The following is a 25,414-nucleotide window of genomic DNA, read 5'->3' on the forward strand; positions in this document are numbered from 1 at the left end:
ATTTGGCAGTACAATAATATAGCAGCCCAACGAATCTAAATAAAAATTGTGAACAAACTAATATATTTCAACGTGAATATAAATTTTTAAAACATACCTCACCAGAAGAGTATCTGCTCAATTCAGATCCAGGTAAGGATCTCCGAGGAAATATGAGTTCAATCATGAAATTTTAAACCTATAAACTTATCATCCGTTATATCTTTGTAGCATTAATTGATTCTAATGAGTATACAAACCTTACCCGTCGCCGATAGTCAGTTACAGAAAATAGCAGACAAAGTATATAACGGACAAAGAATTAGTGATGAAGAAGGACTTTATCTGTTCGAGCACGGTAGCTTAGCTTTTGTAGGAGCACTGGCCAATTATATCAGAGAACAAAAGCATGGCAATATCACCTATTTTAATAGAAACTTCCATATTGAGCCTACTAATGCTTGTGTATATTCCTGTCATTTCTGTAGCTATAGCCGTTTGTATGCACACCGCGATGAGGCTTGGGAGCTGTCGCTGGAGCAAATGATGGACATTGTTCGCAAATACGACAACGAACCGGTGACGGAAGTACATATCGTAGGTGGCGTGCACCCTAAAATGAATTTGGAGTTTTTTGCTGAATTACTAAGAAAAATCAAGGCGCACCGTCCGGACCTGCATATTAAAGGGTTTACCGCTGTAGAGCTGGATTATATGTTCCGCAAGGCTAAAAAAACAGTTCGAGAAGGATTGGAATATCTTAAAGAAGCAGGACTGGAAAGCCTGCCGGGTGGTGGAGCTGAGATTTTTGCTCCGGAAATCCGCAAACAGATTTGTGCCGATAAGGTAGATGGTCAAGGCTGGCTACATATTCATCAAACAGCACACGAACTGGGTATGCAAACCAATGCCACTATGCTGTTTGGTCATATCGAAAAATTTGAACACCGTATCGATCACATGCGTCAGCTGCGCGAATTACAAGATAAAACCGGCGGCTTTAATACGTTCATCCCGCTAAAATTCCGCAATAAGGACAACGACATGAGCCATGTACCCGAAACCTCTCTGATTGAAGATATGAGGATGTATGCCATTGCTCGTATTTATTTGGACAACTTCCCGCATGTCAAGGCCTACTGGCCCATGTTGGGACGTCAAAATGCTCAATTGTCACTCTCCTTCGGTGTAAATGATATCGATGGAACTATCGATGACACTACTAAGATTTACTCTATGGCGGGTGCCGAAGAACAAAATCCTTCCATGACCACCGAGGAACTTGTAAATCTTATAAAACAAGCTAAAAGACGTCCGGTAGAACGTGGTACCCTTTACAACATTATCAAAGACTATGGTGAAGCCTCTGCCGTCGAAGTGAATATTGCATCCTTAAATTGACAAGAGTATTTCAAATTTGCCATTTAGCGGCATTTTTGTTATATTGCTAATACAAAAATGCCAGGCCATGAGTAAAGTATCCTCGATTCTTGCCAGAAAAGGTAGCGATATCATTTCCGTGCAAACCCATACTACCGTGTATGATGCCCTTAAAATAATGGCCGAAAAAAATATCGGTTCATTGGTAGTTATGGATGGAGAAAAATATGCCGGCATTCTTACCGAACGAGACTACTCCCGCAAAGTGATTCTGCAGGGTAAACATTCCGAAAACACAACAGTGGGGGAAATCATGTCTACAGATTTACCTACTGTAAGTCCCCATGACAGCGTAGAACGCTGCATGCAGCTCATGTCTGATAAAAATATTCGCTATCTACCCGTATTCGAAGGAGATAAATTATCGGGGGTTATTTCTATCAGCGATGTAGTTACTGAAACTATATTACAACAGAAAGAAACCATTCATCATCTGCAAAGCTACATCCACGGCTAGTGCAGCTTTTGAAGTGCGTCATTAATAATAGTACTCACTTCCGCTGCACGATTCAGTACTATCATATGAGTACCACCCTCGATAATATGTGTAGGATGTGACGTTTTTACCGGGAAAATTTGATCGTCGCTACCATGTATGTGAATGATATTTTCCGGAACATACTCGTTTTTCCAATGCAGCACCTGTTCTAGTGCCCATTTCACATAATTTATACGCATGTGACGTCGATAATGATTAGCCAGTTGCTGCTCCTGAGGCGCGAATGCACCTAATCGTTTATTAGCAAGTTTATATAATACTTCACTCTCACGCAAGCGATTTAAGGGAAGCACCCTGTTAATTCGGAGTCGACCTGCCCAACGCCATATAAGTGGCAGTTCTTCTGTGGTTTTAATGCTGGAGATGAGTATTACCTGTTTTACTCTTCGGGTTCTGGCTATTTCCAATGCAACCATGCCCCCAAAGGACACGCCGATAATTACCGGCTCTTCCTCCTTAATATGTGCAGCCATGCGTTGTACATAAGCTGAATAAGTTTCGCCAGATAATGGATCCGGCCACTCAATACCTACGAGCTCCGCGTTATGCAGTGTAAGGTTTCGGAATATTCTGGTATCCGCCCCAAAACCCGGAATACAATATATTTTTCGCAATCCCCGATGCTCCACGATTATGTCACATTTATTGGAAATAAAATCCAAGAAATAATAGCCAGTCTACAACAAATCTAAAAAGAAAAAAGCGAAGGCATATTTCCTTCGCTTTTCCATATAAGTGAAAATAATTCTTATCAGCTTAAACCAAACATTCCTCTGTTGAGTTGTTGCAACAATTGGTTTTTGTATTCAGCAGCCACCAGTAGGGAAATGTTGTGGGGGCTTCCGCCATACGATACCATACGGATTGGAATATTTCTGATAGAACCGAAAAGCTTCTTGATAATTTCTTCGGTTTCGTTGATATTGTGCCCCACTACGCAAACGATCGTTTGATTTTCGTCCACCTCTACCGTACCCAACGCTTCCAATTCTTTCACGATATGTTTCAGATGCTCAGCATTATCAATGGTAAGGGACACTGCTACCTCCGAAGTCGTAATCATGTCTATAGGTGTTTTATATTTTTCAAACACCTCAAACACTTTTCTTAAAAATCCGTATGCTAACAACATACGACCACTTCTGATTTTAATGGCGTAGATATTATCCTTAGCTGCCACTGCCTTAACACCTGATGAAGCAGCCTCACCAGTTATCAATGTGCCTTTAGCATCGGGCTGCATGGTATTCAACAACTTTACCGGAATCTTGTATTGCTGGGCGGGCCATATGGATGCCGGGTGCAAAATTTTGGCTCCGAAATAGGCCAGCTCAGCTGCCTCATCAAAGCTTAGTTGCTCTATTGGAAAAGTTTTGTTTACTATACGCGGGTCGTTATTATGCATACCGTCTATATCGGTCCAAATTTCACATACCGATGCGTTAATAGCTGCAGCCACCAGCGATGCGGTATAGTCGCTACCACCGCGTTTGAGGTTATCCACCTCGCCTCTCGCATTTCTGCAGATATATCCCTGCGTTACGAGCACGCGTTTATCCTTATGTTGTTCCAGCAGATTCGATAACCTAGTGCGAATGCTACCCAATTGTGGTTCTTCATTCTCATCAATAGTCATAAACTCCAAAGCCGGCAACAACGCGTAAGACTCGCCGATTTCGTCCAGATAGCAGCAGAATATTTTGGTTGACAATAACTCTCCTTGCGCCAAGATATCTTTATTCAACGCTTCGCTGAAGGATATCTTTAAAATAATATGCAGGAAGTCGAAATGCTCTTCAACAATATTCTTTGCTTTCTCATAAGCCTTTTCATCAGTAAGCAGTTCCCTGATAAAAGTTTTATAGTGCTCGTGTAAGGCGTTAATATTCTGCAATGCCGTATGTCTGTCATTTGCAGCTATATTATTGCCGATGGTAACAAGCGCATTAGTAGTACCGGACAAAGCGGAAAGTACCACCAGAGCGGGCTCCGACTGCTTATTCAAAAGCGATGCGATGTGTTTCATACGCTCGGGCTTGCCCACGCTTGTACCGCCAAACTTCATTACTTTCATGATCGTAAGATGTGGTTGTTTTGTGTTCCTAATTAAAATTGGCTTGCAAATATACGTTGCAATAGTTTATAAACATTGTAGAGAAATTAGGGCTGAAGTAGCCCTAAACAGTAGCCCGTCGGAAGACAAAAGGTGTACACACTGCTGTAATGCAGAATATTTTAAGCAGTGGACAATGATAGGTCAAAACGTTCGGCGAGCTGCTTGAGATCCGTTACAACCGCATCCAACAAAGGAATGCCTTCTTTTTTTCTTAGCTCCTCCATTTCTCTTTCAGGATCTCCAGGAATGAGCACTTTTTCATGCCCCGGTAATGTACGCGCATTTCGGAAGCCGCTAATCCAGTCATCCATATCCCTTTTATATTCCTCTACCGAACGAAAAGCATCAATCCGCATCGCCCCAAAAAAATGACCTATCCCCTTACCGGGTTGACGCGCGGGCATCGGTACATAGGCCGGAAATGGGGGTACCCACGGTGCATAATTGGCGCCACTTAGTAAAGCTGAGAAAATATCTACCATGGCTCCCAATGCATAACCTTTATGACTGCCATGCTCCCTATCGCCGCCTAGAGGCAATAAAGCACCTCCTTTTTTGAGTATATTGGCGTCGGTGGTAGGGTTTCCTTCTGCATCCTGTACCCAACCTAAGGGAGCTTCCTGGTTTTTACGTTGCAAAATTTCAAGCTTACCATTGGCCGCAGTAGTGGTTGCCATATCCATTACAAACGGCGGTTGCGAACCTGCCGGAGCAGCTACACAGATAGGATTAGTACCTAACATTTTGGCTGTAGAAAAAGTAGGTGCCACCAGCGGACTGGCATTGGTCATCGAAATACCAATCATATCATGCACCAACGCTTTCATGGCATGGGCCGCAGCTATGCCGTAGTGGTTACTATTTTGTACACTTACCCAGCCGGTACCTACTTCTTTTGCCTTTTGGATAGCAATATCCATAGCAACAGGCGCCACCACTAATCCTAAGCCACTGTCGCCGTCAACCACAGCAGTGGAAGGCGTTTCGTGGATCACTTTTATATCAGGTGTTGCATTAACTCTTTTTGCTTCCCACAACCGCACATACCCACTGAGACGAGCCACCCCATGCGAATCCACCCCCCGAAGGTCAGCCGATAGTAATACTTGCGTGGCAGACGTTGCCTGCTCTTCCGGGCAACCCATACTTTCAAAAACCTTACGTGTAAAATCGAACAGCCGCTCGTAGCTAAACAATTGCGTACTCATACCAACAAAGAAACAATAAAATGCTTAGAAATCTTTCTGGATAAAATAATAGAATAGAAGCTCCCTTAGCAGGTTTATAAAAAATAATAAAAGGTGTAAACATAAGGTTAGCACGAGACATCGAGGTGCAATACAGGTGCCCTAGCACCTGAAATATCATAGGAACAACGGCTAAGGACAAACGAATGCAGTAAACAACTACATTATTAATGGATTATAAGCCATAAACCATGCCAAACTGCTCCATTTTAATAGCTTTTTATCAGAAATTTCATAAAAAAAGCCCCGCGAAGCGGAGCTCTATATAAAAAAACTACATTTTTAGAAAGGTAAATCGTCTACAGGTTCATCAAAATCATTAACCGAAGATGCGTTGGAAGAAGAAGTATTGGTAATATCAGAAGCTGAAGTACCCTCCGTTGGCGTAGTAGCTGGTGCCGTTGCAGCATCCCCTCTGCCACCGAGTAGTTGCAGTTCACGCACGCGCAAAATCAAGGCTGCACCTGCTGTACCGTCGTTTCTTGTAAAGCTTCTTACATCAGGCTGTCCTTCTACATATACCTGTTTACCCTTTGTTAGATATTGCGAAACGGTTGTTCTATCTGTCCACCATGCACACTCCACCCACGTAGTACGCTCCTGATTATTTCCTTGGCTGTCTCTATACCTTTCAGTATGTGCTACGGTAAAATTGATGACATTTCTTCCGTTTACATTATTAACAAGGCAATCTCTTCCCAGATTACCAATAACTTGCATTTTAATCATAATACGCGATTTAAGTACTCCTAGAATTTGAACGGCAAGATAGCTTTTTTATTGCGGTTGTTTAAGTAAAAAAAGATAGAAGTTTTATAGGTTAACAAATACTATGATAAATATTAAAAATAAACAATATTTTATAATGAAAAATTATTTATTTTAATATTATCAACTTTCAAAAGGTTGCCAACAGAGCACCCCATTTCACAATACCTAAATTCAGTATCTTTGTCAATTAATTTTTTCAAAAATGAGCAAGAAAGGGAAAGTTTTGGTGGCAATGAGTGGGGGTATTGACAGTACCGTAGTGGCCCTTATGCTGCATCACGAAGGCTATGAAGTAGTAGGAATTACCATGAAAACATGGGATTATGCACAGAGTGGAGGCAGCAAAAAGGAAACCGGCTGCTGCAATGTCGATAGCTTTAATGATGCCCGGATGGCAGCTGTACAACATGGATTTCCGCATTTTATTTTAGATATACGGGAAGAGTTTGGAGACTTTGTAGTAAAGGATTTTGTGGATGAATATCTGGCGGGGCGTACGCCTAATCCCTGTGTGCTGTGCAACACACATATTAAATGGAGGGCACTTCTCAAACGTGCAGATGCTTTAGGATGCGATTATATGGCTACCGGTCACTATGCTAAAATACGTCAGCATGAAAATGGCCGTTATGTAATCAGTAAAGCAGTAGATCCTATCAAGGATCAAAGTTATGTACTGTGGGGGCTGGAACAGGATTTACTGAGTAGAACTCTATTGCCGCTGGGCCAATATCATAAAAGCGAAATCAGACAAATGGCCATCGACTACGGTTATCCAGATTTAGCCAAAAAGAGTGAGAGTTACGAAATCTGCTTTGTTCCTGATAACGACTATCGCGGTTTCTTGAAAAGACATGTAGAAGGCCTGGAAGAACGCGTTAACGGTGGCAACTTCGTAGATAAAAATGGTAATATTCTGGGTAAACATAAAGGCTATCCTTTTTATACTATAGGTCAGCGTAAGGGGCTAGATATTGCCTTAGGTAAACCAGCTTACGTAACCGCCATCGACCCGGATAGCAATACCATTACCCTCGGTGATGAAGAAGACCTGAACAAAAACGAAATCTTTGTTCATAAATTCAATCTGATAAAATACGATAGTATTACACCCGGCATGGAAGCTGTAACCAAAATTCGTTATAAGGACCCGGGCACCTTGGGTAATTTATATCCCGAAGGTGATTTACTAAAAATTCGTTTTTATCAGAACACTAAAGGTGTGGCACCAGGACAAAGTGCCGTGTTTTATGAAGGTGATGATGTAATAGGCGGAGGATTGATACATTCCGGAAGATTGTCGTAATATTACAACTGATTTGCGGTTTTAATCATTAACTAACTAACCTGCATAAAGTGTATTATTTCTTGAGAGCATTTCTGTACTTATTTACAGTATGTCTTTTCTTCGCTTCCTGCCGCGAGGAAAAGGAGTTTTTGCAAATGGACTCCATCGAGGATTTCTACCCCTTGCAAGTAGGCAAATCCATAACGTATCGGTTAGACTCTACCATTTTTGCTAGAAGCGGTACTGTAATCGAAGTGCACAAATATCAGGTTAAACACACTGTGATTCAGGAAACAGAAGACAATGGCCAAAAAGCATATCTGGTACAGAGACTCATTAACAATGAAAATGCAACCGGGCCCTGGGTGAATAACGGTACTTATCTAGTTATTCCATCTTCACGAAAAGTGGAAACGTTAGACAATAACCTTCGGGTTGTAAATCTACAGGCACCCCTGCGGCAAGATTTTTCATGGAAAGGTAATAGCCAGCTGCCTTTTGCACCCTATCAGCAGCTGTTTGAAATGAGTACCGGATATGACATGAATACTTGGGACTTTTATTATGCCAGTTTCGGCAATGAAGATATTCAAGGGCAGCATTATGAAAATGTATGGACGGTGGAACAGCGTGATGAAAGCCTGAATATTCCCCCTACACCTCAAACAAGTATTGGCTTTAAAGAACGCTCTGTAGAAAAATACGCCAAAGGAATCGGCCTAGTGTACAAAGACTTTCAACTCTACGAATATCAGGGAGCAGGCGGTTCTGATAATCCTGAAGCCCATTACATCGGCTTTGGCATTACAATGTGGATGATTCATCACAATTAACCCTACTGAGGTATTAGATAACTCACCCCTTCTAATGCCAAATCCGTATTCGGAAACACTTCACGCGTTTCGATTTCAAACTCTTTTAATGAATCGTATTTACTGCTGAAATGACCAATCAGCAGTTTTTTTACGCCTGCCAATTGAGCAATTCGCCCTGCCTGTTTGGTTGTAGAATGAAAGCGTTCTGTTGCCATCTGCGCTAGCGCATCGTGATACGTGGTTTCATGATAAATCATATCTGCTCCATGGATATGCTCTAATATTCGTTCATCATATCGGGTATCAGCACAGAAAGCATACACTCTGGGTTTTGGAGCAGGTGTTGTTAGTATTGCGTTTGCGATAATACTACCGTCATTAGCATTGTAGTCCTCTCCCCTTTGTAGATTATCATAGAAACTGAGAGGAATATTATACTCCTTTACCTTTTCAATATTTAGACGGCGCAGATTGCGTACTTCTTTAAATACAAATCCGTAGCACTCGATGCGATGATCGGTACGAAAACAACGCACCTCTACATCGGGCAACTGTAATAAAGGTCCAGTTTCTTTTATGGTAATGAAGTTAAGCTCAAAACCCAGTTTGGTATCTGCAACTTGCAATTGCAGTTCGATAATTCGTTGTAGTGGGTCAGGTGCTACTATGGTAAGTGGCTGTTGACGACCTAAAAGTGCAAAAGAGGTAATTAAACCAATCAGCCCGAAATAATGATCCCCATGAAGATGTGAAATAAAAATATGTGAAATTCTGCTACGTCTGATTTTATATTTGATAAGCTGTATTTGAGTACCCTCGCCGCAATCAATCAGTATATTTCGATTGTTTAATGTCAATACTTGGCTGGTCGGATGCCTGTCAAAAGCCGGCACCGCAGAATTATTTCCCAGTATTGTAACACCAAACATGCTTTTCTATTTAAAGTTATTTGCAACCATTATTCCGAAAAGTCACTGTCTAATAGCTCTCTTTCGATTTCCTCCATATTTACGATGTCGCCGGCCTCGCTTACGGTGGGCGTAACATTTAAGAGCTCCAAAAGTTCACAATCTGCCAAAAATGCTTCCACTGCTTCGCCTAATGCACAGCATACAAATGAAGCATTATTTTCATAGAATTGTTGCTGAATGTGAATAAGTTGCTCCGCTATGGCCTTATCCATATGCTGCACCTGCTCCAGATTCAGCACCACATTTTTAATATTTTCCTGCAAAAAAGGTAACAAAATTTTATCTATTTGATCTGCCATTGTAGCAGAAAGCTCCGACACTATTGGCGTGATGACGTGAAATTTCTCTTTGGTATCTATTTTGACTTCCATAAATAACTATAAAAAAGGTTTACAAATTTGGAGCAAATGCAACTATCTTTAATATGCATTCTTTTAGCCGCAAAATGCGTCTAATAATTAACACGATTAAAGATTAGCATTACTGTTTACAAATTACGCAAACCAGTACCAAATATATTTGTTAATATTGTAATTGATCATTTTATCTACAAAATATGGATAATAATTTTTCACCCCAGGTAAAAGAAATTATTTCTTACAGCAGAGAAGAGGCGTTGAGGCTTGGGAATGATTTCATTGGCACAGAACACCTCCTGTTAGGTTTAATACGGGAAGGTGATAATACTGCTATCAAAATTCTGAAAGGGTTTAATATCGATATTGGTGAGCTTCGCAAAGAAATAGAACTGGCCATAAAAGATAAAACCGGTAAGAATATGGCTAATATTAATAGCCTGCCGCTTACCAAACAAGCCGAAAAGGTGATTCGGGTAACCGTGCTCGAAGCAAAAGCGCTGAAAAGTAACCAGGTGGAAACCGAACACCTCATGTTGTCGATATTAAAGAACAAGGAAAACATTGCTACTCAGATTCTGAATCAATACGATCTGGATTATGATGCTTTCCGTCAAGAACTGGATATTGTAAAATCCAACGATCCGCGAGCAGAATTTGGCGAAGAAGGTGAGGAAGAGTTCGAAGATGAAAAAAGATATTCGCAACAGTCCAGAAGCACCACATCTAAAAGTAATACCAAGAGTAAAACCCCGGTGCTGGACAACTTCGGACGTGATGTTACCAAACTCGCGGAGAGCGGACAACTGGATCCTATCGTAGGCCGTGAAAAGGAAATTGAAAGAGTTTCTCAAATATTAAGCCGACGTAAAAAGAACAACCCCATCCTTATAGGGGAGCCCGGTGTAGGTAAAACCGCCATCGTGGAAGGGCTTGCCTTACGCATCGTACAAAGAAAGGTAAGCCGAGTACTCTTCAACAAGAGAGTAATATCGTTGGATTTGGCTTCGCTAGTTGCAGGGACAAAATACCGTGGCCAATTTGAAGAAAGAATGAAGGCCATCATGAACGAGCTGGAAAAAAACCGCGATGTGATTCTGTTCATCGATGAGCTACACACCATCGTAGGGGCAGGCGGTGCGAGCGGTTCGCTGGATGCCAGCAATATCTTTAAACCTGCGTTAGCACGCGGAGAACTTCAATGCATTGGCGCATCCACACTGGACGAATATCGCATGTACATCGAAAAAGATGGTGCATTGGATCGTCGCTTCCAGAAAGTGATGGTAGATCCGCCTACCGTGGAAGAAACCATTCAGATACTTACGAATATTAAATCTAAATATGAAGACTTCCACAGTGTTACCTATACCGATGATGCTATTGAAGCATGCGTAAGACTCAGCGATCGTTACATCACTGACAGGCTACTGCCTGATAAAGCCATCGATGTAATGGATGAAGTAGGCGCGCGTGTGCATCTTAAAAACATCAACGTACCGGATAATATTCTTGCACTGGAAAAGAAAATAGAAGAAGTAAAAGAAGAAAAGAATAGAGTAGTCAAAAGTCAGAAATTTGAAGAAGCAGCTTCGCTTCGTGACACAGAGAAGAAACTGGCTGAAGAACTGGAACGCGCTAAATTACAGTGGGAGGAAGAAAGCAAACATAAACGCTATCCTATCACTGAGGAAGATATTGCCGAAGTGATCAACATCATGACCGGCATACCTGTACGCAAAATGGTGGAAGCCGAAACTGAGAAGCTTCGCAAGATGAGCGAAGATATGAAAGGAATGGTAGTGGGACAGGATGAGGCAATTGCCAAAGTGGTAAAAGCCATTCAAAGAAACCGTGTAGGTTTAAAAGATCCTAAGAAACCTATCGGAAGCTTTATTTTCCTCGGTCCCACCGGTGTGGGTAAAACCGAGTTGGCTCGCTCATTGGCCAAGTATTTATTCGACTCAGAAGATTCGCTGATTAGAATCGATATGAGCGAATACATGGAAAAATTTACCGTGAGCCGCTTGATTGGTGCTCCTCCCGGTTATGTAGGTTATGAAGAAGGTGGGCAACTTACCGAGAAAGTACGCCGCAAACCTTACAGTGTGATCTTGCTGGATGAGATCGAAAAAGCACACCCCGATATTTACAATATTCTATTGCAGGTGCTGGATGATGGTCAGCTTACCGATGGTTTAGGTAGAAAAGTAGACTTCAAGAATACCATCATTATCATGACCTCCAACATTGGTGTACGCCAGCTCAAAGATTTCGGTGCCGGTGTAGGATTTGCTACACAAGCTAGGCTGGCCAATGAAGAGAAAGAGCATAAGGCTGTAATTGAAAAAGCGTTGAAACGCACTTTCTCCCCAGAGTTCTTGAACCGGATTGATGATGTGGTTATCTTCAATAGCCTTACTCAGGAAGATATCTTCAAGATCATCGATATCTCTATGAAGGGCGTATTGAAGCGTGTGGAAAATCTAGGCTACAAACTGGAGCTGAGCGAAGAAACCAAAACCTTCCTGGCAGAAAAAGGGTACGACCAGCAATTTGGTGCAAGACCACTTCACAGAGCCATTCAGAAATACTTGGAAGATCCTTTGGCCGAGGAAATTCTGAATACGAATGTAAAGCCTGGAGATTTGCTAATAGTGGAATTGGATAAAGACAACGACAAGCTCACATTCTCCATAAAAGAAAATGCCAGCACACAAGAAGCATAAATACATCCACTCATAAAAAAACACCTCACATAGTACTATGTGAGGTGTTTTTTTATTCTACCCGCTCCTTTTGTTAAACTTTCCATAATAGATAAAAAGTAGCAATATATAATACGAATATCATCGTACTTTTAACCCGTCAATTTTCCCTAAAAAACAAAATGCACCTGCTATGCGATACTTCAAATTTTACAGAGCTTTGTTTGTGGTACTACTGGCCACGTTCACCATTTTTACGCTGGCGTCCTGGACGATACCCATGATTCCTGGATTTTTTCAGAAATTTTTTGCTATCAGCGATACCATTCCCTCTCAAAGGGATAAAAAGATTGCAGAACTCAATGAAGCCATAACCCAACTGGAGAAGGCGGTTAGGGAGCTTAAACACCGAGATATCGCTTCTGAGGTATCAAGGACAATAGAAGGTATTAATCTGGATATCATTCATTGCAATGTCGAGAAGGCCGTAGTACAAGTAAAATCTGCCCTGAAAATAAAAGAAATACAACCCGTAAAAGATGAACTCAACAATGCATTATCGAAAATCAGCAAAGGACAAATTGAAGAACAAGTAAAAATGGCGACCATGCTCATTCAACCTCAGCTCGAAAAAAACCTGAAAGAAGCACAGGAAGAGCTAGAAAAAGCTAAAAAAGAATTGGAATCTGTTAGAGAGCATATACGTAATAAAAAAATGATAAGCTAGCAAACCATATACATATATAATTTAAAAAAAGAGGGGGCATTATTACCCCCTTCTTTTTAATTATCTAGAATCGTAAAGTAACTGTTTAATCTAAACCACCTCTTCTTGTAGGAGATACAGGTTTAGGCCATTCTCTGGGCTTTCCCGTAGACGGATCTATTGGTAAAACAATTTTTTCTCTTGATGATTTAGCGGGATCTTCACTTGCCGCATAAGCCAGTGCTGCTGTAAGAATAACATTATTGCGCAAATCATCAAAGACAATTTTATCGTATGTATCACGATTGGTATGCCAAGTGATGGTACCATAATCCCAGCTTAAAGAACTCAACGAAAATGCTGGAGCACCGGCCATAACAAATGAGGCAAAATCCGATCCGCCGGTTCCAGGATAGCCGGGAAAACTGGTTTCGATATGCTGCCTTACCTCACGAGGAACATATGTAAGCCATCTGCCCAGATATTCATAAGCGTGCAGAAAGCCTTGGCCTTGAAGACTTGTTACGCGACCGGTTCCATTATCCTGATTAAACACAGCCTGAATGTTGGCAACAATCTCGGGATGATCTTCCACAAAAGCACGAGAGCCATTAAGTCCCTGCTCTTCACTTCCCCACAATCCCACTAGAATAGTACGTTTAGGATTGGGATACACTTTCTTTAAGATACGAGCTGCTTCCATCATAGTAAGCGTACCGGTACCGTTATCGGTAGCTCCGGAAGCTCCATCCCATGAATCGAAATGGGCTGATAAAATCACATACTCATCAGGCTTTTCCACTCCTTTTATAGCCGCAATAATATTAAATGCCGGTGCCACAGGCAGATCTTTCGATTCTATCTTCATGCTTAGTTTAGGTTTTTTACCGGACTGAGTCAATCGGTATACCAAGCCGTAATCTTCCAGCGATAAGTTCACTGTAGGTATCTTTTTGGTATAAGCACCGAAAATTTTATCCGCTCCTACAGCTTTTGACCAGTTATTAGTAATAATACCTAGTGCACCGGCTTTTTCCAATGCTACAGGTAATGTGCGTGAAGTATGCCCTGTGTTTTGAATACGCTTCTGCCAGGCACGAGTGAGAGAATCTCTTTCTCTATTCATTTTATCGATAGACTCCTTAGTGCCATACTCTTCCCAATTTTTGTCGGGACGACCCGTAGGCTGCATCATGGAAATCATTACAAATTTACCCTTCACTTCAGGTAGCCACTTTTGAAACGCAAGCGAATCCTGAAAATAAGGTAAAATAATGGTTTCGGCAGTTATTGTTTTACCATTAGTTCCAGGGCTCCAAGCCAGCTGCATACCTTCGAGAGATTTCACACGAGGGTAAATCATGTCGATATGAGCGGGGCCACGCTGCCATCCACGCCATTCACCCCATTTTTCGCTATGAGCTTCTATGCCCCAGCTTTTAAACTTTTCAATAGCCCAGTCTCCAGCTTGTTGCATTTCAGGTGTACCCACGAGCCTAGGACCAATTCCATCGAGTAATTCATGAGCCAATTGCTCCAATTGAGAGTTTTCATTAGCTTCTTTTACGATAGCTTCTACGATTGGATACTTAATCTGGGAGGCTCCACCTCTGAACTGAGGAGCATTCCCCCGTTGAGCAACCGCTATTGTAAGCGAAAATGCTAGAGGGAAAACTAGTAATTTCTTGAATTTGCGCATAGGGTTTGTATTTAAATACTAAAATACGAAAGTGATTTATACAATCTGAAAAACGTATCTCATCAAATATTTTCAACCTTCACATAACAGTGTTGGTTAATCTAGTGTTAATGCAAATTTCTTGTGCTCAGCTTTTCATTGGGCGTAAAAATATTCCTCCTCGTCGAAAATCCTGCGGAACTCAACGAAAAAAAAAAGCTGCACTCCCAGTTTGAAATAACTTCGTCCAGCTAAGTATTTTTAAACAAAACCGTAGTCGATTATGAAATTATTGAAAAAAACAATTGGCTGTGCAATAATTTTATTGCAATCTTTCTGCGCGTATTCGCAGATGACCTTCCCCTCTCCAGGACCACAATCTTGTCAGTCCACAGATCCTGTGTTACCAGCTAAAACCGCACCCGATGGAGTAACAATAAGACCTTACTTACGTCTTGAGGCACCTTGCCTTGATACAGACCTAGGCACCATTTCAATAAACCAACCTGCAGCATTTAGGAGACCTACTTTCTGTTATAATAATGGTTACTTCCCCTCAACATCAGGTTACCCATTAGCTATAGCACGTAATTCTACAGCCAATGGTGGCAATTGTGATGGCGGAAGATCAAATGTAGTAGCCGACTTTACAACTAGCCCTACCCGCCCTAAAGGTCTCTCATTTATCATTAACGATGTAGACAATCCTTACGACTCCATAGAGGTAAAGGTATATAGCAACGGATCCTTAGTTGATTTTGTCTTTGCCCTGGATGTGTATGACCCTGATACTAGTTTTGTGCAAACTACTGATCCTGCAGGAGATCCTGTAACTATAGCCAATTTTAATGGAGGCAGAAATGGTGTTTGGGGTGAATCCTATGGCTGGCAGGTACTAGATCCTTCTTTACGTGATGTAGACAACGAAAAAGGCACGATCATTTTCAGAGTTAACCCTAACGTGTATGTAGATAGTGTAGTAATGACACACATTATCAGAGGCAATCGTAACGACATTAATTCTGCAGTATCTATTGGTGATTTTAAATGGTTAGACAATGTAACACTTCCTGTAGTATTTGGGACCATCAGTGCGGCTATTTCCGGCACTACCCTTCAAGTACACTGGCAAACACTATCGGAAAAAAACAATGACTACTTTGAAATACAGGTATCGGAAGATGGAAAAAACTTCAAAACCATCGGCACCGTAAAATCCAAAGCAGCTAACCACAACTCTGATATTCCTATCACCTATCAGTTTGCAACTACCGGTAACAGGTATACTTTCATCGGACTTGGCGTAATAGCCTTTTTGGGCGCATTGTTATTCGGCAGAAGAAACAAATGGATATTCGGAGTGCTATTGCTGACGCTTACCATCGCATCAGTAGCCTGCACAAGAAATGATCAAACTATCATTTCGAATAAGAAGAATGTTTTTGTACGCATTATACAAGTGGATATCGATGGCACGACCACTGCTTCAAAAGTGATAAAGGCAACAATACAGGATTAACTTTTTTAGACGTACTTTTTAAATAGACTTTTAGAGGAGAGAGTGAGAATTCCGGTCTTTTCAGATCAGGATTTTTCACTCTCTTTTTATGAGCCCTTAGCTCCAGAAAGTTTATTAAGATCATTCCACAGGTTACTGTACTTTTGATGTAAAATTCAGACTACAATGCAGTTGAACACTTACATAGATCACACCATTTTAAAACCCACTACTTTATTAAGCGATATTGAGCGAGTGTGTAACGAAGCCCGGCAATATCAGTTTGCCTCGGCATGCGTACCTCCACCATTCGTAAAGCAGACCAAAGCATTGCTGGAAGGCAGTACCGTAAAAACCTGTACAGTTATAGGATTCCCATTCGGTTATTCAACAATAACTGCCAAGAAAGCCGAGGTGTATCAAGCAATTGAAGACGGGGCTGATGAGTTGGACATCGTCATCAATCTAATTGCTTTGAAAAATAACGATTGGGTATATCTTCAAAAAGAAATCGAGGCACTGGCACCTATTATAAAAGAGAAAAACAAAGTCATCAAAATTATTATCGAAAGTGGAGTGCTTACAGACGAGGAGATTATTAAATGCTGCGAGCTGTATGGTGCTTCCGGCATTGACTATTTAAAAACCTCGACGGGCTATGCTGAGAAGGGAGCCAGCATACATGCTGTAACACTGTTTAAACAACATTTACCTGCCCAGGTTGGAATAAAAGCTAGTGGCGGTATAAGAGATTACAAATTTGCCAAGGAATTAATTGAAGCCGGGGCTACACGTTTGGGATGTAGTGCCAGTGTAGCCATTGTAGAAGGCGGTAAAGGTCAAGGGAGTTATTAATAACTCCCTTGTTTATATCTCTAATTTCACATAATAGATTCTCAATAGTAGTTATCTGCCGCTATTCAGTACATACCCTCTCAACTCTTCATTAAACGCCTTTTCCTTCAAGAGTTGTTCCAGCGTGATATGCATACGATAACGCCAGTAATGATGTGGATTGGCAGGCACATTGATGCGTTCTTCCTCAGGATTTTCCCTACGTAGTGATGCACTCATGCCCAATAAATCCTGCAACTGAAAAATACTCCACATAGCTGGAGCATGTAGGTGTTGCAATACGATAGCTTTATTAATCCATGGCTCACAGAAGTATGGCGCCTCTCCTTTCTGCTCAAGCTCCGTATTATAAAACTGCTGCGTAATACTTCTGTTTTCTTGCCACCAGCCTCGAATAGTGCTCATATCATGCGTAGAAGGCGTAACAACGGATAAATAAGGTGCTGTGGCCGGGTTGAAAAAACTCACACCCCACTGCTTAGGCATGCGCTGAATCTCTAGACTTAGTATCCCCAACTGTTGCATCACACCGGGCACACTATCGGGCACCATTCCTAGGTCCTCACCGCATATTAGCATATTTGTTGCCGCTTTAAGCTGGGGTAATTTTTTCAATGCTTCTTTTCGCCATAAATCATTTTGGCGACGATAGAAATAATCGATATACAAATCCCACAGTTGCTCTCTAATATGAGGCTGCAGATGTCGGAATGACGTTGTTTTATCCAGCGCAATACGGAAATGAAATTCTTTTTTATCCGAATTTTCCTGCTCGAATAAAAGTACGTTACTTACCAGATAGTATAAACCCTCCCGCATTGAATGCGCAGCTTCTCCATCCTTATCGGAGAACCATGCTTCTATTTTTCTTTGGGTATCAAACTCCGGCAGAAGCTGATACTCCCGCGGACCATGTTTCTTCAGAAAATTCTGTTTGACTTCTTCTGCTCGTTCACCGAAAATTTCCTGCAACACCTCGTCAGTAATATAAGGCTTACAAAATCTTTCATAATCGAACCATATACCTCGCTCGGCAAACTCATCTACATGCACCGGAATACAAGGGTCAAAGTGGCCCATGATCCCCTGCACAGCATCGATAGGAATACTCCATATCCTGAAAAAACCCAGAATATGATCAATGCGAAAAGCATCGAAATACAAGCTCATTTGCCTAAAACGCTTCCTCCACCATGCAAAATCATCCTGCTGCATACGGGGCCAGTTATAAGTAGGGAACCCCCAGTTCTGGCCTGTGGTGGCAAAATCGTCAGGTGGTGCCCCAGCCTGCAGCTGCATGTTATATAATTCTGGCTCTACCCAAGCATCGCAGCCGTAACGATAAATACCAATAGGAATATCACCTTTAATAATTACACCTTTTTGATGCGCGTACTGTACAGCATCTAACAGTTGTAGGTGCAGCTGATACTGAATATAACAATGCAGCAACACTTCTTTATATCCTTCGTGTTCAGGCTTAAAGAACAAGGCAATCTCTTCCGGTCTATACACGTTATGTGTGCTCCAGGTAGCAGGATCCGGAGACTGATATTTATCTCTCAAATAACAATAAGCAGCATAGGGCATCAACCAATACTGATGCTGCTGGAAGAAAGATTGATACTCCTGTGATTGCAGGCATGCATCACCTTCTGTTTTAAAAAGCGCTTTGAGTATGTCGAGTTTAAACTGTAATACCGCTTCATAATCTACTGCATCCAGCTTGTTTAAGGCCTCTCTTTGAGCTTTAATTTTAGACAAAAGCTCCTCCTTATGCTGTTTGCCGAGGAGGGCATCCAGATGGATATAAATCGGGTGCAAAGCAAATGCAGATATTGCCGCATATGGATAAGAATCTTTCCAAGTATGAGTAGCGGTAGTATCGTTTATGGGTAAGATTTGTATCAGACGCAATCCGGTAGTAACCGCCCAGTCGGTAAGTAGCTTCAAATCGCTGAACTCACCAATACCTAATCCCTTTTTACTTCTGAGACTAAATACCGGAATGGCTACTCCTGCACCCTTCCAAGTATTATGCGGAAGATTGATAAATCCATCCTGCACAAGAATTTGCTCTCCTAAAGCAGCATGCTCAAAGCACCGACGGTTTTCACCGTCCTCATAACGCAACCATCGTTTTGTTTTTTTATTGTATACACCATATTTGTATGATACGGGGAAAGCAGCTCTACTCAAGTCTACTCCCCTCACCCAGGAGGAACCATCAAATTGCAACAATAAAGGGTGCTCCTCATCCCATTGGTGTAATACTTCGTTATCGCCTAATAGCCCTACTACCTCATCCTTACCTAATAAGGGAGCCTTAACCTTGAAAATATGGGTGATGTTTTTTTTAAACTCAATCTTACTTGCTTTTCGTGAGGGCAATAATATTTTCTGAAAAGGATCGGTGTAAAATACATTTGGGTAAGCGCCGGAATAATTCCACATATCGAAAATCTTCAACGTGGAAACGTTGTGTTGCTTCAGATAGATCGTCCTATTACGGAATTCGTGCACCAGTTCTCCGTCTGTACCCTTAAATACATATTTATACTCTAGAGGTTTTTCATCAAGGGTAGTTACATCGATATCCAGCTCTATACGCCAGAAGTCTTGATTAAAATAATGCATCTCTATCAAATCCCTACCACCGCCCAACTCAGCAGCATTTCCTGTAATAAAAAGGCTTTCTCCAAAATGTGTGTGATACCTGATGTAGAAAAAAAGTTTCATCAATAACAAGCATTAGAATATTGTGTATATAGTACACAAAAGACGAAAATAGGTCTTCCGACCCTATTTTTAAAATAAAATTTCAATCGCCTAGTGTGCAAATATATTGGCAGTATGTATTACATTTGCAGGCAAAAAGATAAGCTATGTCAACCGGTACAAAAAATAAAGGGTTAATGTGGATTTTATTCCTGGTTTCTACTGCAGCATTTCTGTTCGCATGTTTTGCGCATTGGCCCTGGCTTACGCTGATATTGCCGTTCGTAACAACTTTTTTTGTAAAGGCAATGGATATCATCTAATCAGTAACAATCGATTAAAGTAATTTTCTATATCTGCCCCGCTTTTCAAGCGGGGCTTTTTATGTTAGGACTTCATCCAACTTTATTGCTCTTAGGATAACAAAAAACCGAAAGCGGCATGCTTTCGGCTGAGAGAGTTATGATAAAGATTTTACTTTTTCTTGGATTTGGGAGCAATCATGGCTAGCATGCGTTTCCCTTCCAGTTTAGGCATGCTTTCTAAGGTTCCAAACTCCGCCAATCTTTCGGCAAACTTTAAAAGCAGTAACTGGCCTCTATCCTGAAACTGGATTGCGCGTCCTTTAAACTGCACGTAGGCCTTTACTTTGTTACCGTCTTTCAAGAAACCTTCTGCGTGTTTTGCTTTAAAGTCGAAGTCATGATCGTCCGTATTGGGCGTAAAGCGTATTTCCTTTACCTCGGTGACCTTACTTTTGGCCTTAATTTCCTTTTCTTTCTTCTTCTTATCGTAAAGGAACTTATTGTAATCTATTACTTTACATACAGGAGGATCTGCAGTGGGAGAAATTTCCACCAGATCTAATTCCTGCTGTTGTGCAATTTTTAACGCTTCTTGAATAGGATAAATCCCTACCTCCACATTATCGCCCACCAGGCGCACTTGTGGAGCCTTGATGTTGTGATTAATTCGATGTAATGTTTCCTTCTGAGGTAAACGATTCCTAAAGTTCACTTTGTTCTGTTTATTTCCACCAAACTGTCCGCCTCCGAAAGAAGGACGATTAAAATTTGGATTTTGTGGTACAGCCATTTAATCTTTTAATTCAAGCAACTTCTTCCCATACAGAAGTTGGAAATATTGTTTATTTTATTGCCTTATGGGATTAGGCAAGTTAAAATATTTTTTGCAAAGATTGTGAATAAAACTCACTCATGCAATTTTTTATTTCACATAATTATAAGAAATAATAAGTGCGCTTATTTTTATATGTGATGATAATAAAAAGCTCAAAATCGTAGAATGATTTCGAGCTTTTTATCAACCTTAAGCCTCTACATTACTCTTCTGGCTCATGAGCCTTTATCACTTTTTTACCGTAACTAATCTTCGTAATCAGCACATACAGCACCGGCACTACAAATATGGCTAGTGAGGTGGCGGCCATCATACCACCAAATACCGTCCAGCCAATAGTACGACGACTGACAGACGCGGCCCCGCTAGCCATCATCAATGGCACTACCCCTAAGATAAATGCCAGAGATGTCATGATAATAGGACGCAGCCTTAATCTTACCGCCTGTAAAGTAGCCTGCACCACATCGAGTCCCTTATCCACCCGTTCTTTGGCAAACTCTACAATCAAAATGGCATTTTTCGCAGCCAAACCTATCAAAGTAATCAATCCGATCTGGGCATACACATTATTAGTAAGCTTGGGCAAGAAAGTAAGCGCCAAGATAGATCCGAAGGCACCAATAGGTACTGCTAACAATACGGCAAAAGGAACGGACCAGCTTTCGTATAAGGCCGCTAGGAAAAGAAATACGAATATGATCGAGATAGCAAATATCATGGTTTGCTGATCTCCAGCAGCAATTTCCTCACGGCTCATACCTGAAAACTCATATCCATATCCTGCAGGTAGCGTTTTAGCGACTTCGCGCAAAGCCTCGATCGCCTGACCACTACTATAACCTTCCTGAGGAGTTCCGTTAATTTCAATTGAACGATAAATATTAAAGTGAGATATTACTGCCGGCGCTTCAATCAGTTTAGTGGTAACCAGTAGATCCAACGGCACCATACTGCCTTGATTATTACGTACGTAATAGTCCTTCAGGTTATCTAAAGAACCGCGGTAAACATAATCCGCTTGTGTGACTACTCGGAAGTTGCGACCGTAAATATTAAAGTCGTTTACATAACTACTTCCAAGGAAATTAGCCAGTGTGGTATATGCCTCTGCTACACTTACACCCATTTTTTTCGCCATCTCTCTATTCACACTTACCTGATAACTGGGGGTGCGAGCATTAAAGAAGGTGTAAGCCCTTCCAATAGCAGGATGCGCATTAAGCTGTTGCAAGAACTTATTTGCAACTGCTTCAAACTGCTTTACATCGTCTGTAGTACCTACTTGCTGTAGCTGGAATGTGAAACCTGCAGTTTGTCCTAGTCCAGGTATCGCCGGAGGCGCAATAGGCATCACTCTGGCTTCTTTAATATCCCGTGTAGCTGCCGTGATTTTTGCAATCACCGCATTTACATCCTGATTGGGACCTTTGCGCTGTTCCCATGATTTCAGCTTAACGAACATGGTACCCACGTTAGATTTATTACTAAAGCTGATAATATTGAGACCAGCCAAACCTCCTACCACATCTACTTCAGGGATCTCCTCGATGCGGGTCATAATGTCTTTAATCATTGCAATACTGCGCGTGGTACTGGTTCCCTCAGGCATCTCGTAAGTCACAAACAAACGACCTTCGTCTTCAGTAGGAATAAATCCTGTAGGTTTTATTTTAAACAGGAAGAACATGGTAACCACTACCAGTATTAACAATGTAATTACATAAGGCGTCTTCCTAATCCAGCGTCCCACACTTTTCGTATAGCCACGCGTTACTTTAGCAAACCAGTCATTGAACTTATCGAAAAAGCGGTCCAGAAAGTTTTTCTTCTCCTTTAAAGTTGCAGTGGGCTTCAACATCAGCATACTTAATGCCGGAGTAAGCGACAATGCCACAAAAGCCGACAATAACACCGATACCGCAATGGTGATCGCAAACTGCTGATACAATCTACCCACAATACCCGGAATAAAGCCAACAGGAATGAATACAGCTGCCAATATTAGCGCAATAGCTATTACAGGAGCAGAAATTTCTTTCATGGCCGTGATGGTTGCATCCTTTGGCGACATACCCCGACTGTCGATATTATGCTGAATGGCTTCCACTACCACAATAGCGTCGTCCACCACAATACCAATAGCTAGAACGAATGCAAATAACGTAAGCGTGTTGATCGTAAAGCCAAGCAGATGGAAGAATATAAACGTCCCAATCAATGACACCGGAATAGCCAGTACAGGAATAAGCGTTGCTCTCCAGCTTTGCAAGAATAAGAATACCACCAATACCACGAGCACCAAGGCTTCCATAAACGTGTGCAATACCTCGTTTATGGATATCTGTACCACTGTTGCAGTTTCGAGAGGAATTTTAAAATCGATATCCTTAGGAAAACTAGGCCTTAGTCTATCCAAAGCCTCCATAATGCCTTTGTAAGTATCCAGCGCATTGGCACCCGGAGCCTGATAAATTAGCAAGAAGGCTGCAGGCTTACCACTTACAAATGCATTAGCATTATAATCGAACTTACCTAGTTCTATTTTAGCAACATCTTTTAGATATACGATGCTTCCATCGGATGGGCGTGTACGAACAATAATGTTTTCAAATTGCTCGGGAGTATTGATACGGCTGTTTGTCAGCAGACTGTATTCAAATATCTGCTCGCTACTTTGTGGATTACCGCCGATCGTACCAGCAGCTGTTTGAAGGTTTTGCTCCTGTAATGCCGCATTTACCTCGGCAGGTGTAATACCCAATGCCGCCATTTTGGTAGGATCGAGCCATACGCGCATACTAAAGTCATCCGCCCGCGAGAAAATATCTCCTACACCTTTCACACGTAGCAGCGCATCTTTAACGTACAGGTTTACGTAGTTTCCGATAAAAGTGGCATCATGCGTACCATTAGGTGAGTAAAACGCAAGAGCCATCATAATACTAGGGTTACGCTTACGTACTGTTATACCCAATCGTTTTACCGCATCAGGCAAAGTAGGTTCCGCAACACTAGCACGGTTTTGCACGTCGAGCGTTGCAATATTGATATCTGTACCTACCTGAAAATTTACCGTAATGCTACTTTGTCCACTACTGGTACTGTTACTGGTCATGTAAGTCATGCCGGGAGTACCATTCACTTGGGTTTCAATAGCAGTGGTGGTGGTCTGCTCCACCGTTTCTGCATCGGCACCGATAAAGTTACTAGAGATCTGTACTGTAGGCGGTGTAATATCAGGATACTGTGCCACAGGCAGGGTCAATATAGAAATTATCCCCACTAGCACAATAACAATCGATATGACGATAGCGGTTACCGGTCTTTTTATAAATACATCAGCTATCATGAAAACGCTAATAGTTTAAGTTTAATGACTTTGTTGATTCCATGCTCCTCTAAAAAAACACTAAAGCATAGGAGGGCTTTTCTGCGCTTAAGACAACCCGATAGGTTCTACTACCCGGTTATCAGTGATTTTTTATTATTTCTTTGCAGGAGTAGCACCGGGGCTGCTCCCGGTAGTATCAGTAGTAATCAGCGAACCTTCTCTCAAGTTCTGCACACCTTCTACCACGATACTTTCCCCTGCCTGTAATCCATCCTTAATTAGAATATTGGTACCAAGCTGTTTACCCAATGTAACTTTCCGTTGTGTTACTTTATTACCATCCTCTACAACATACACAAAGAAGCTACCTAATTGTTCGGTTACTGCTTTATAAGGTATAAGTATGGATCTGGAGTTCGCCATATTCAGTACTCTTACAGTGCAACTCATACCTGCCTTTAGTAGCTGCTGGTTATTAGGAAATACAAGTCTAACTTTAATAGTACCGGTTTGCGGATCTACAGCACGATCCATGGTATACACCTTCCCATAATGCGGATATATATCATTACCAAAAGCTAGAGAAAAGGTAGAATCGATAATATCCTTTGAATTTTGCAGTTTGGCAAACCGCATAATTTCTTTCTGATCTACTGCAAAATCTACCGCCATAGGATTATCGGTAGAAATAGTATTCAGCACGGTTTGTCCTGCCACCACCGATGTTCCTACACGCACTTTAGAAATACCTATAGTACCGGTAAAAGGTGCATAGATGGTCGAGTAACTAACGTTGGCCTTAAGCGCATTTGCCTGCGCCTTTGCAGCGGCCAATTGTTTCTCGGCAGCTGCCAGTGCTGCATCAGCATAATCTACCTGTTGTTTTGCAATTGCGTCCTGCTTGTCTAAAGCATGATAACGCTCGGCGTCTTTTTTTGCCTTCAGGAGATTGGTTTCCTGAAGCGCAATATTAGCCAGTGCAGCCTGATAATTAGCATCGTAAGTTTGCTGATCAATGCTATAAAGCTTTTGTCCTTTTACAACCTTATCTCCATCTTTGAAAAAAATACCCGTAATATAACCAGTGACCTGAGGCCTAATTTCAGATTCGTTCAGAGGGACAAGTATACCGGGATACTCATCATAATAAGCTGCAATACCACTCTCGGTAACCTGCATTACCGTAACAGGAACAGGTGCATTCTGTGGAGCTCCCTGCTGTTGTTGTTTACTTTTACAGGCTATCAGAGACAATAATAGAAACGCGTATATCGAAACTCTTTTCATCAGTTTAT

19 protein-coding genes are annotated in these 25,414 nt (G+C 41.6%); 8 read left to right on the forward strand and 11 right to left on the reverse strand.

Annotated features, from left to right (window positions below; genetic code table 11):
- The first annotated feature begins 225 nt into the window (after window positions 1-225).
- Together mqnE and V2H41_RS09625 are read left to right on the forward strand one after the other, a co-directional pair.
- Complete coding sequence (gene mqnE / locus V2H41_RS09620; RefSeq protein ID WP_330974941.1) at window positions 226-1,380, forward strand: aminofutalosine synthase MqnE; 1,155 nt, start codon at window positions 226-228, stop codon at window positions 1,378-1,380.
- Between the two features lie 67 nt (window positions 1,381-1,447).
- Window positions 1,448-1,876, forward strand: a complete 429-nt coding sequence (locus tag V2H41_RS09625; protein ID WP_330974942.1) for a CBS domain-containing protein — start codon at window positions 1,448-1,450, stop codon at window positions 1,874-1,876.
- Here V2H41_RS09625 and V2H41_RS09630 read toward each other — a convergent pair.
- The 4 genes from V2H41_RS09630 to V2H41_RS09645 all read right to left on the reverse strand — a co-directional run bounded on the left by V2H41_RS09630 (window position 1,873) and on the right by V2H41_RS09645 (window position 6,010).
- The gene (locus V2H41_RS09630; RefSeq protein ID WP_330974943.1) at window positions 1,873-2,547 is read right to left on the reverse strand and encodes an alpha/beta fold hydrolase; all 675 of its coding nucleotides are present in this window, start codon (window positions 2,545-2,547) and stop codon (window positions 1,873-1,875) included. The two genes, V2H41_RS09625 and V2H41_RS09630, sit on opposite strands and share 4 nt — an antisense overlap.
- Before the next feature lie 122 nt (window positions 2,548-2,669).
- A complete protein-coding gene (locus V2H41_RS09635; protein WP_330974944.1) occupies window positions 2,670-3,992 on the reverse strand; it encodes an aspartate kinase in 1,323 nt (440 codons plus the stop codon).
- Between the two features lie 161 nt (window positions 3,993-4,153).
- Window positions 4,154-5,242 (reverse strand): Ldh family oxidoreductase, encoded by a 1,089-nt coding sequence (locus V2H41_RS09640; RefSeq protein WP_330974945.1) that lies wholly within the window; start codon window positions 5,240-5,242, stop codon window positions 4,154-4,156.
- A 321-nt stretch (window positions 5,243-5,563) separates the two neighbouring features.
- Window positions 5,564-6,010: a single-stranded DNA-binding protein gene (locus V2H41_RS09645; RefSeq protein ID WP_330974946.1), complete on the reverse strand. Its 447-nt coding sequence runs from the start codon at window positions 6,008-6,010 to the stop codon at window positions 5,564-5,566.
- A gap of 244 nt (window positions 6,011-6,254) precedes the next feature.
- Here V2H41_RS09645 and mnmA point away from each other — a divergent pair, with 244 nt between their 5' ends.
- The gene (gene mnmA / locus V2H41_RS09650) at window positions 6,255-7,358 is read left to right on the forward strand and encodes a tRNA 2-thiouridine(34) synthase MnmA (RefSeq protein ID WP_330974947.1); all 1,104 of its coding nucleotides are present in this window, start codon (window positions 6,255-6,257) and stop codon (window positions 7,356-7,358) included.
- A 62-nt stretch (window positions 7,359-7,420) separates the two neighbouring features.
- Complete coding sequence (locus tag V2H41_RS09655; RefSeq protein ID WP_330974948.1) at window positions 7,421-8,173, forward strand: hypothetical protein; 753 nt, start codon at window positions 7,421-7,423, stop codon at window positions 8,171-8,173.
- Between the two features lie 2 nt (window positions 8,174-8,175).
- Here V2H41_RS09655 and V2H41_RS09660 read toward each other — a convergent pair whose 3' ends face one another.
- Window positions 8,176-9,084 (reverse strand): ribonuclease Z, encoded by a 909-nt coding sequence (locus V2H41_RS09660; RefSeq protein WP_330974949.1) that lies wholly within the window; start codon window positions 9,082-9,084, stop codon window positions 8,176-8,178.
- Window positions 9,085-9,113: 29 nt separating this feature from the next.
- On the reverse strand, window positions 9,114-9,497 hold the full coding sequence (locus tag V2H41_RS09665) for an STAS domain-containing protein (RefSeq protein ID WP_330974950.1): 384 nt from the start codon (window positions 9,495-9,497) through the stop codon (window positions 9,114-9,116).
- A 185-nt stretch (window positions 9,498-9,682) separates the two neighbouring features.
- On the opposite strand from V2H41_RS09665, the gene V2H41_RS09670 reads away from it, so the two are divergent.
- On the forward strand, window positions 9,683-12,211 hold the full coding sequence (locus tag V2H41_RS09670) for an ATP-dependent Clp protease ATP-binding subunit (RefSeq protein WP_330974951.1): 2,529 nt from the start codon (window positions 9,683-9,685) through the stop codon (window positions 12,209-12,211).
- A gap of 172 nt (window positions 12,212-12,383) precedes the next feature.
- Window positions 12,384-12,917 (forward strand): hypothetical protein, encoded by a 534-nt coding sequence (locus tag V2H41_RS09675; RefSeq protein WP_330974952.1) that lies wholly within the window; start codon window positions 12,384-12,386, stop codon window positions 12,915-12,917.
- Between the two features lie 85 nt (window positions 12,918-13,002).
- Here V2H41_RS09675 and V2H41_RS09680 read toward each other — a convergent pair whose 3' ends face one another.
- Complete coding sequence (locus V2H41_RS09680; protein ID WP_330974953.1) at window positions 13,003-14,595, reverse strand: M20/M25/M40 family metallo-hydrolase; 1,593 nt, start codon at window positions 14,593-14,595, stop codon at window positions 13,003-13,005.
- 262 nt (window positions 14,596-14,857) lie between these two features.
- On the opposite strand from V2H41_RS09680, the gene V2H41_RS09685 reads away from it, so the two are divergent.
- The gene (locus V2H41_RS09685) at window positions 14,858-16,093 is read left to right on the forward strand and encodes a disulfide oxidoreductase (RefSeq protein ID WP_330974954.1); all 1,236 of its coding nucleotides are present in this window, start codon (window positions 14,858-14,860) and stop codon (window positions 16,091-16,093) included.
- 165 nt (window positions 16,094-16,258) lie between these two features.
- Window positions 16,259-16,927, forward strand: a complete 669-nt coding sequence (gene deoC / locus V2H41_RS09690; RefSeq protein WP_330974955.1) for a deoxyribose-phosphate aldolase — start codon at window positions 16,259-16,261, stop codon at window positions 16,925-16,927.
- A 51-nt stretch (window positions 16,928-16,978) separates the two neighbouring features.
- On the opposite strand, the gene V2H41_RS09695 is transcribed toward deoC, so the two are convergent.
- The 4 genes from V2H41_RS09695 to V2H41_RS09710 form a co-directional block, all read right to left on the reverse strand.
- Entirely contained in the window at window positions 16,979-19,666 is a 2,688-nt protein-coding gene (locus tag V2H41_RS09695; RefSeq protein WP_330974956.1) for a 4-alpha-glucanotransferase, read from the reverse strand.
- A gap of 453 nt (window positions 19,667-20,119) precedes the next feature.
- The gene (gene infC / locus V2H41_RS09700; protein ID WP_330974957.1) at window positions 20,120-20,740 is read right to left on the reverse strand and encodes a translation initiation factor IF-3; all 621 of its coding nucleotides are present in this window, start codon (window positions 20,738-20,740) and stop codon (window positions 20,120-20,122) included.
- A gap of 247 nt (window positions 20,741-20,987) precedes the next feature.
- Complete coding sequence (locus V2H41_RS09705; protein ID WP_330974958.1) at window positions 20,988-24,137, reverse strand: efflux RND transporter permease subunit; 3,150 nt, start codon at window positions 24,135-24,137, stop codon at window positions 20,988-20,990.
- A gap of 135 nt (window positions 24,138-24,272) precedes the next feature.
- A complete protein-coding gene (locus V2H41_RS09710; RefSeq protein WP_330974959.1) occupies window positions 24,273-25,406 on the reverse strand; it encodes an efflux RND transporter periplasmic adaptor subunit in 1,134 nt (377 codons plus the stop codon).
- Window positions 25,407-25,414 lie beyond the last annotated feature (8 nt).

The sequence above is a fragment of the Niabella digestorum genome (assembly GCF_036409055.1).
In the GTDB taxonomy this organism is placed as follows: Bacteria; Bacteroidota; Bacteroidia; order Chitinophagales; family Chitinophagaceae; genus Niabella; species Niabella composti.

Coding starts and splice junctions, on each gene's coding strand:
- mqnE (WP_330974941.1), top strand. CDS start 226: ATGAGTATACAAACCTTACCCGTCGCCGATAGTCAGTTACAGAAAATA.
- V2H41_RS09625 (WP_330974942.1), top strand. CDS start 1,448: ATGAGTAAAGTATCCTCGATTCTTGCCAGAAAAGGTAGCGATATCATT.
- V2H41_RS09635 (WP_330974944.1), bottom strand. CDS start 3,992: ATGAAAGTAATGAAGTTTGGCGGTACAAGCGTGGGCAAGCCCGAGCGT.
- V2H41_RS09640 (WP_330974945.1), bottom strand. CDS start 5,242: ATGAGTACGCAATTGTTTAGCTACGAGCGGCTGTTCGATTTTACACGT.
- V2H41_RS09645 (WP_330974946.1), bottom strand. CDS start 6,010: ATGATTAAAATGCAAGTTATTGGTAATCTGGGAAGAGATTGCCTTGTT.
- mnmA (WP_330974947.1), top strand. CDS start 6,255: ATGAGCAAGAAAGGGAAAGTTTTGGTGGCAATGAGTGGGGGTATTGAC.
- V2H41_RS09660 (WP_330974949.1), bottom strand. CDS start 9,084: ATGTTTGGTGTTACAATACTGGGAAATAATTCTGCGGTGCCGGCTTTT.
- V2H41_RS09665 (WP_330974950.1), bottom strand. CDS start 9,497: ATGGAAGTCAAAATAGATACCAAAGAGAAATTTCACGTCATCACGCCA.
- V2H41_RS09670 (WP_330974951.1), top strand. CDS start 9,683: ATGGATAATAATTTTTCACCCCAGGTAAAAGAAATTATTTCTTACAGC.
- V2H41_RS09675 (WP_330974952.1), top strand. CDS start 12,384: ATGCGATACTTCAAATTTTACAGAGCTTTGTTTGTGGTACTACTGGCC.
- V2H41_RS09680 (WP_330974953.1), bottom strand. CDS start 14,595: ATGCGCAAATTCAAGAAATTACTAGTTTTCCCTCTAGCATTTTCGCTT.
- V2H41_RS09685 (WP_330974954.1), top strand. CDS start 14,858: ATGAAATTATTGAAAAAAACAATTGGCTGTGCAATAATTTTATTGCAA.
- deoC (WP_330974955.1), top strand. CDS start 16,259: ATGCAGTTGAACACTTACATAGATCACACCATTTTAAAACCCACTACT.
- V2H41_RS09695 (WP_330974956.1), bottom strand. CDS start 19,666: ATGAAACTTTTTTTCTACATCAGGTATCACACACATTTTGGAGAAAGC.
- infC (WP_330974957.1), bottom strand. CDS start 20,740: ATGGCTGTACCACAAAATCCAAATTTTAATCGTCCTTCTTTCGGAGGC.
- V2H41_RS09705 (WP_330974958.1), bottom strand. CDS start 24,137: ATGATAGCTGATGTATTTATAAAAAGACCGGTAACCGCTATCGTCATA.
- V2H41_RS09710 (WP_330974959.1), bottom strand. CDS start 25,406: ATGAAAAGAGTTTCGATATACGCGTTTCTATTATTGTCTCTGATAGCC.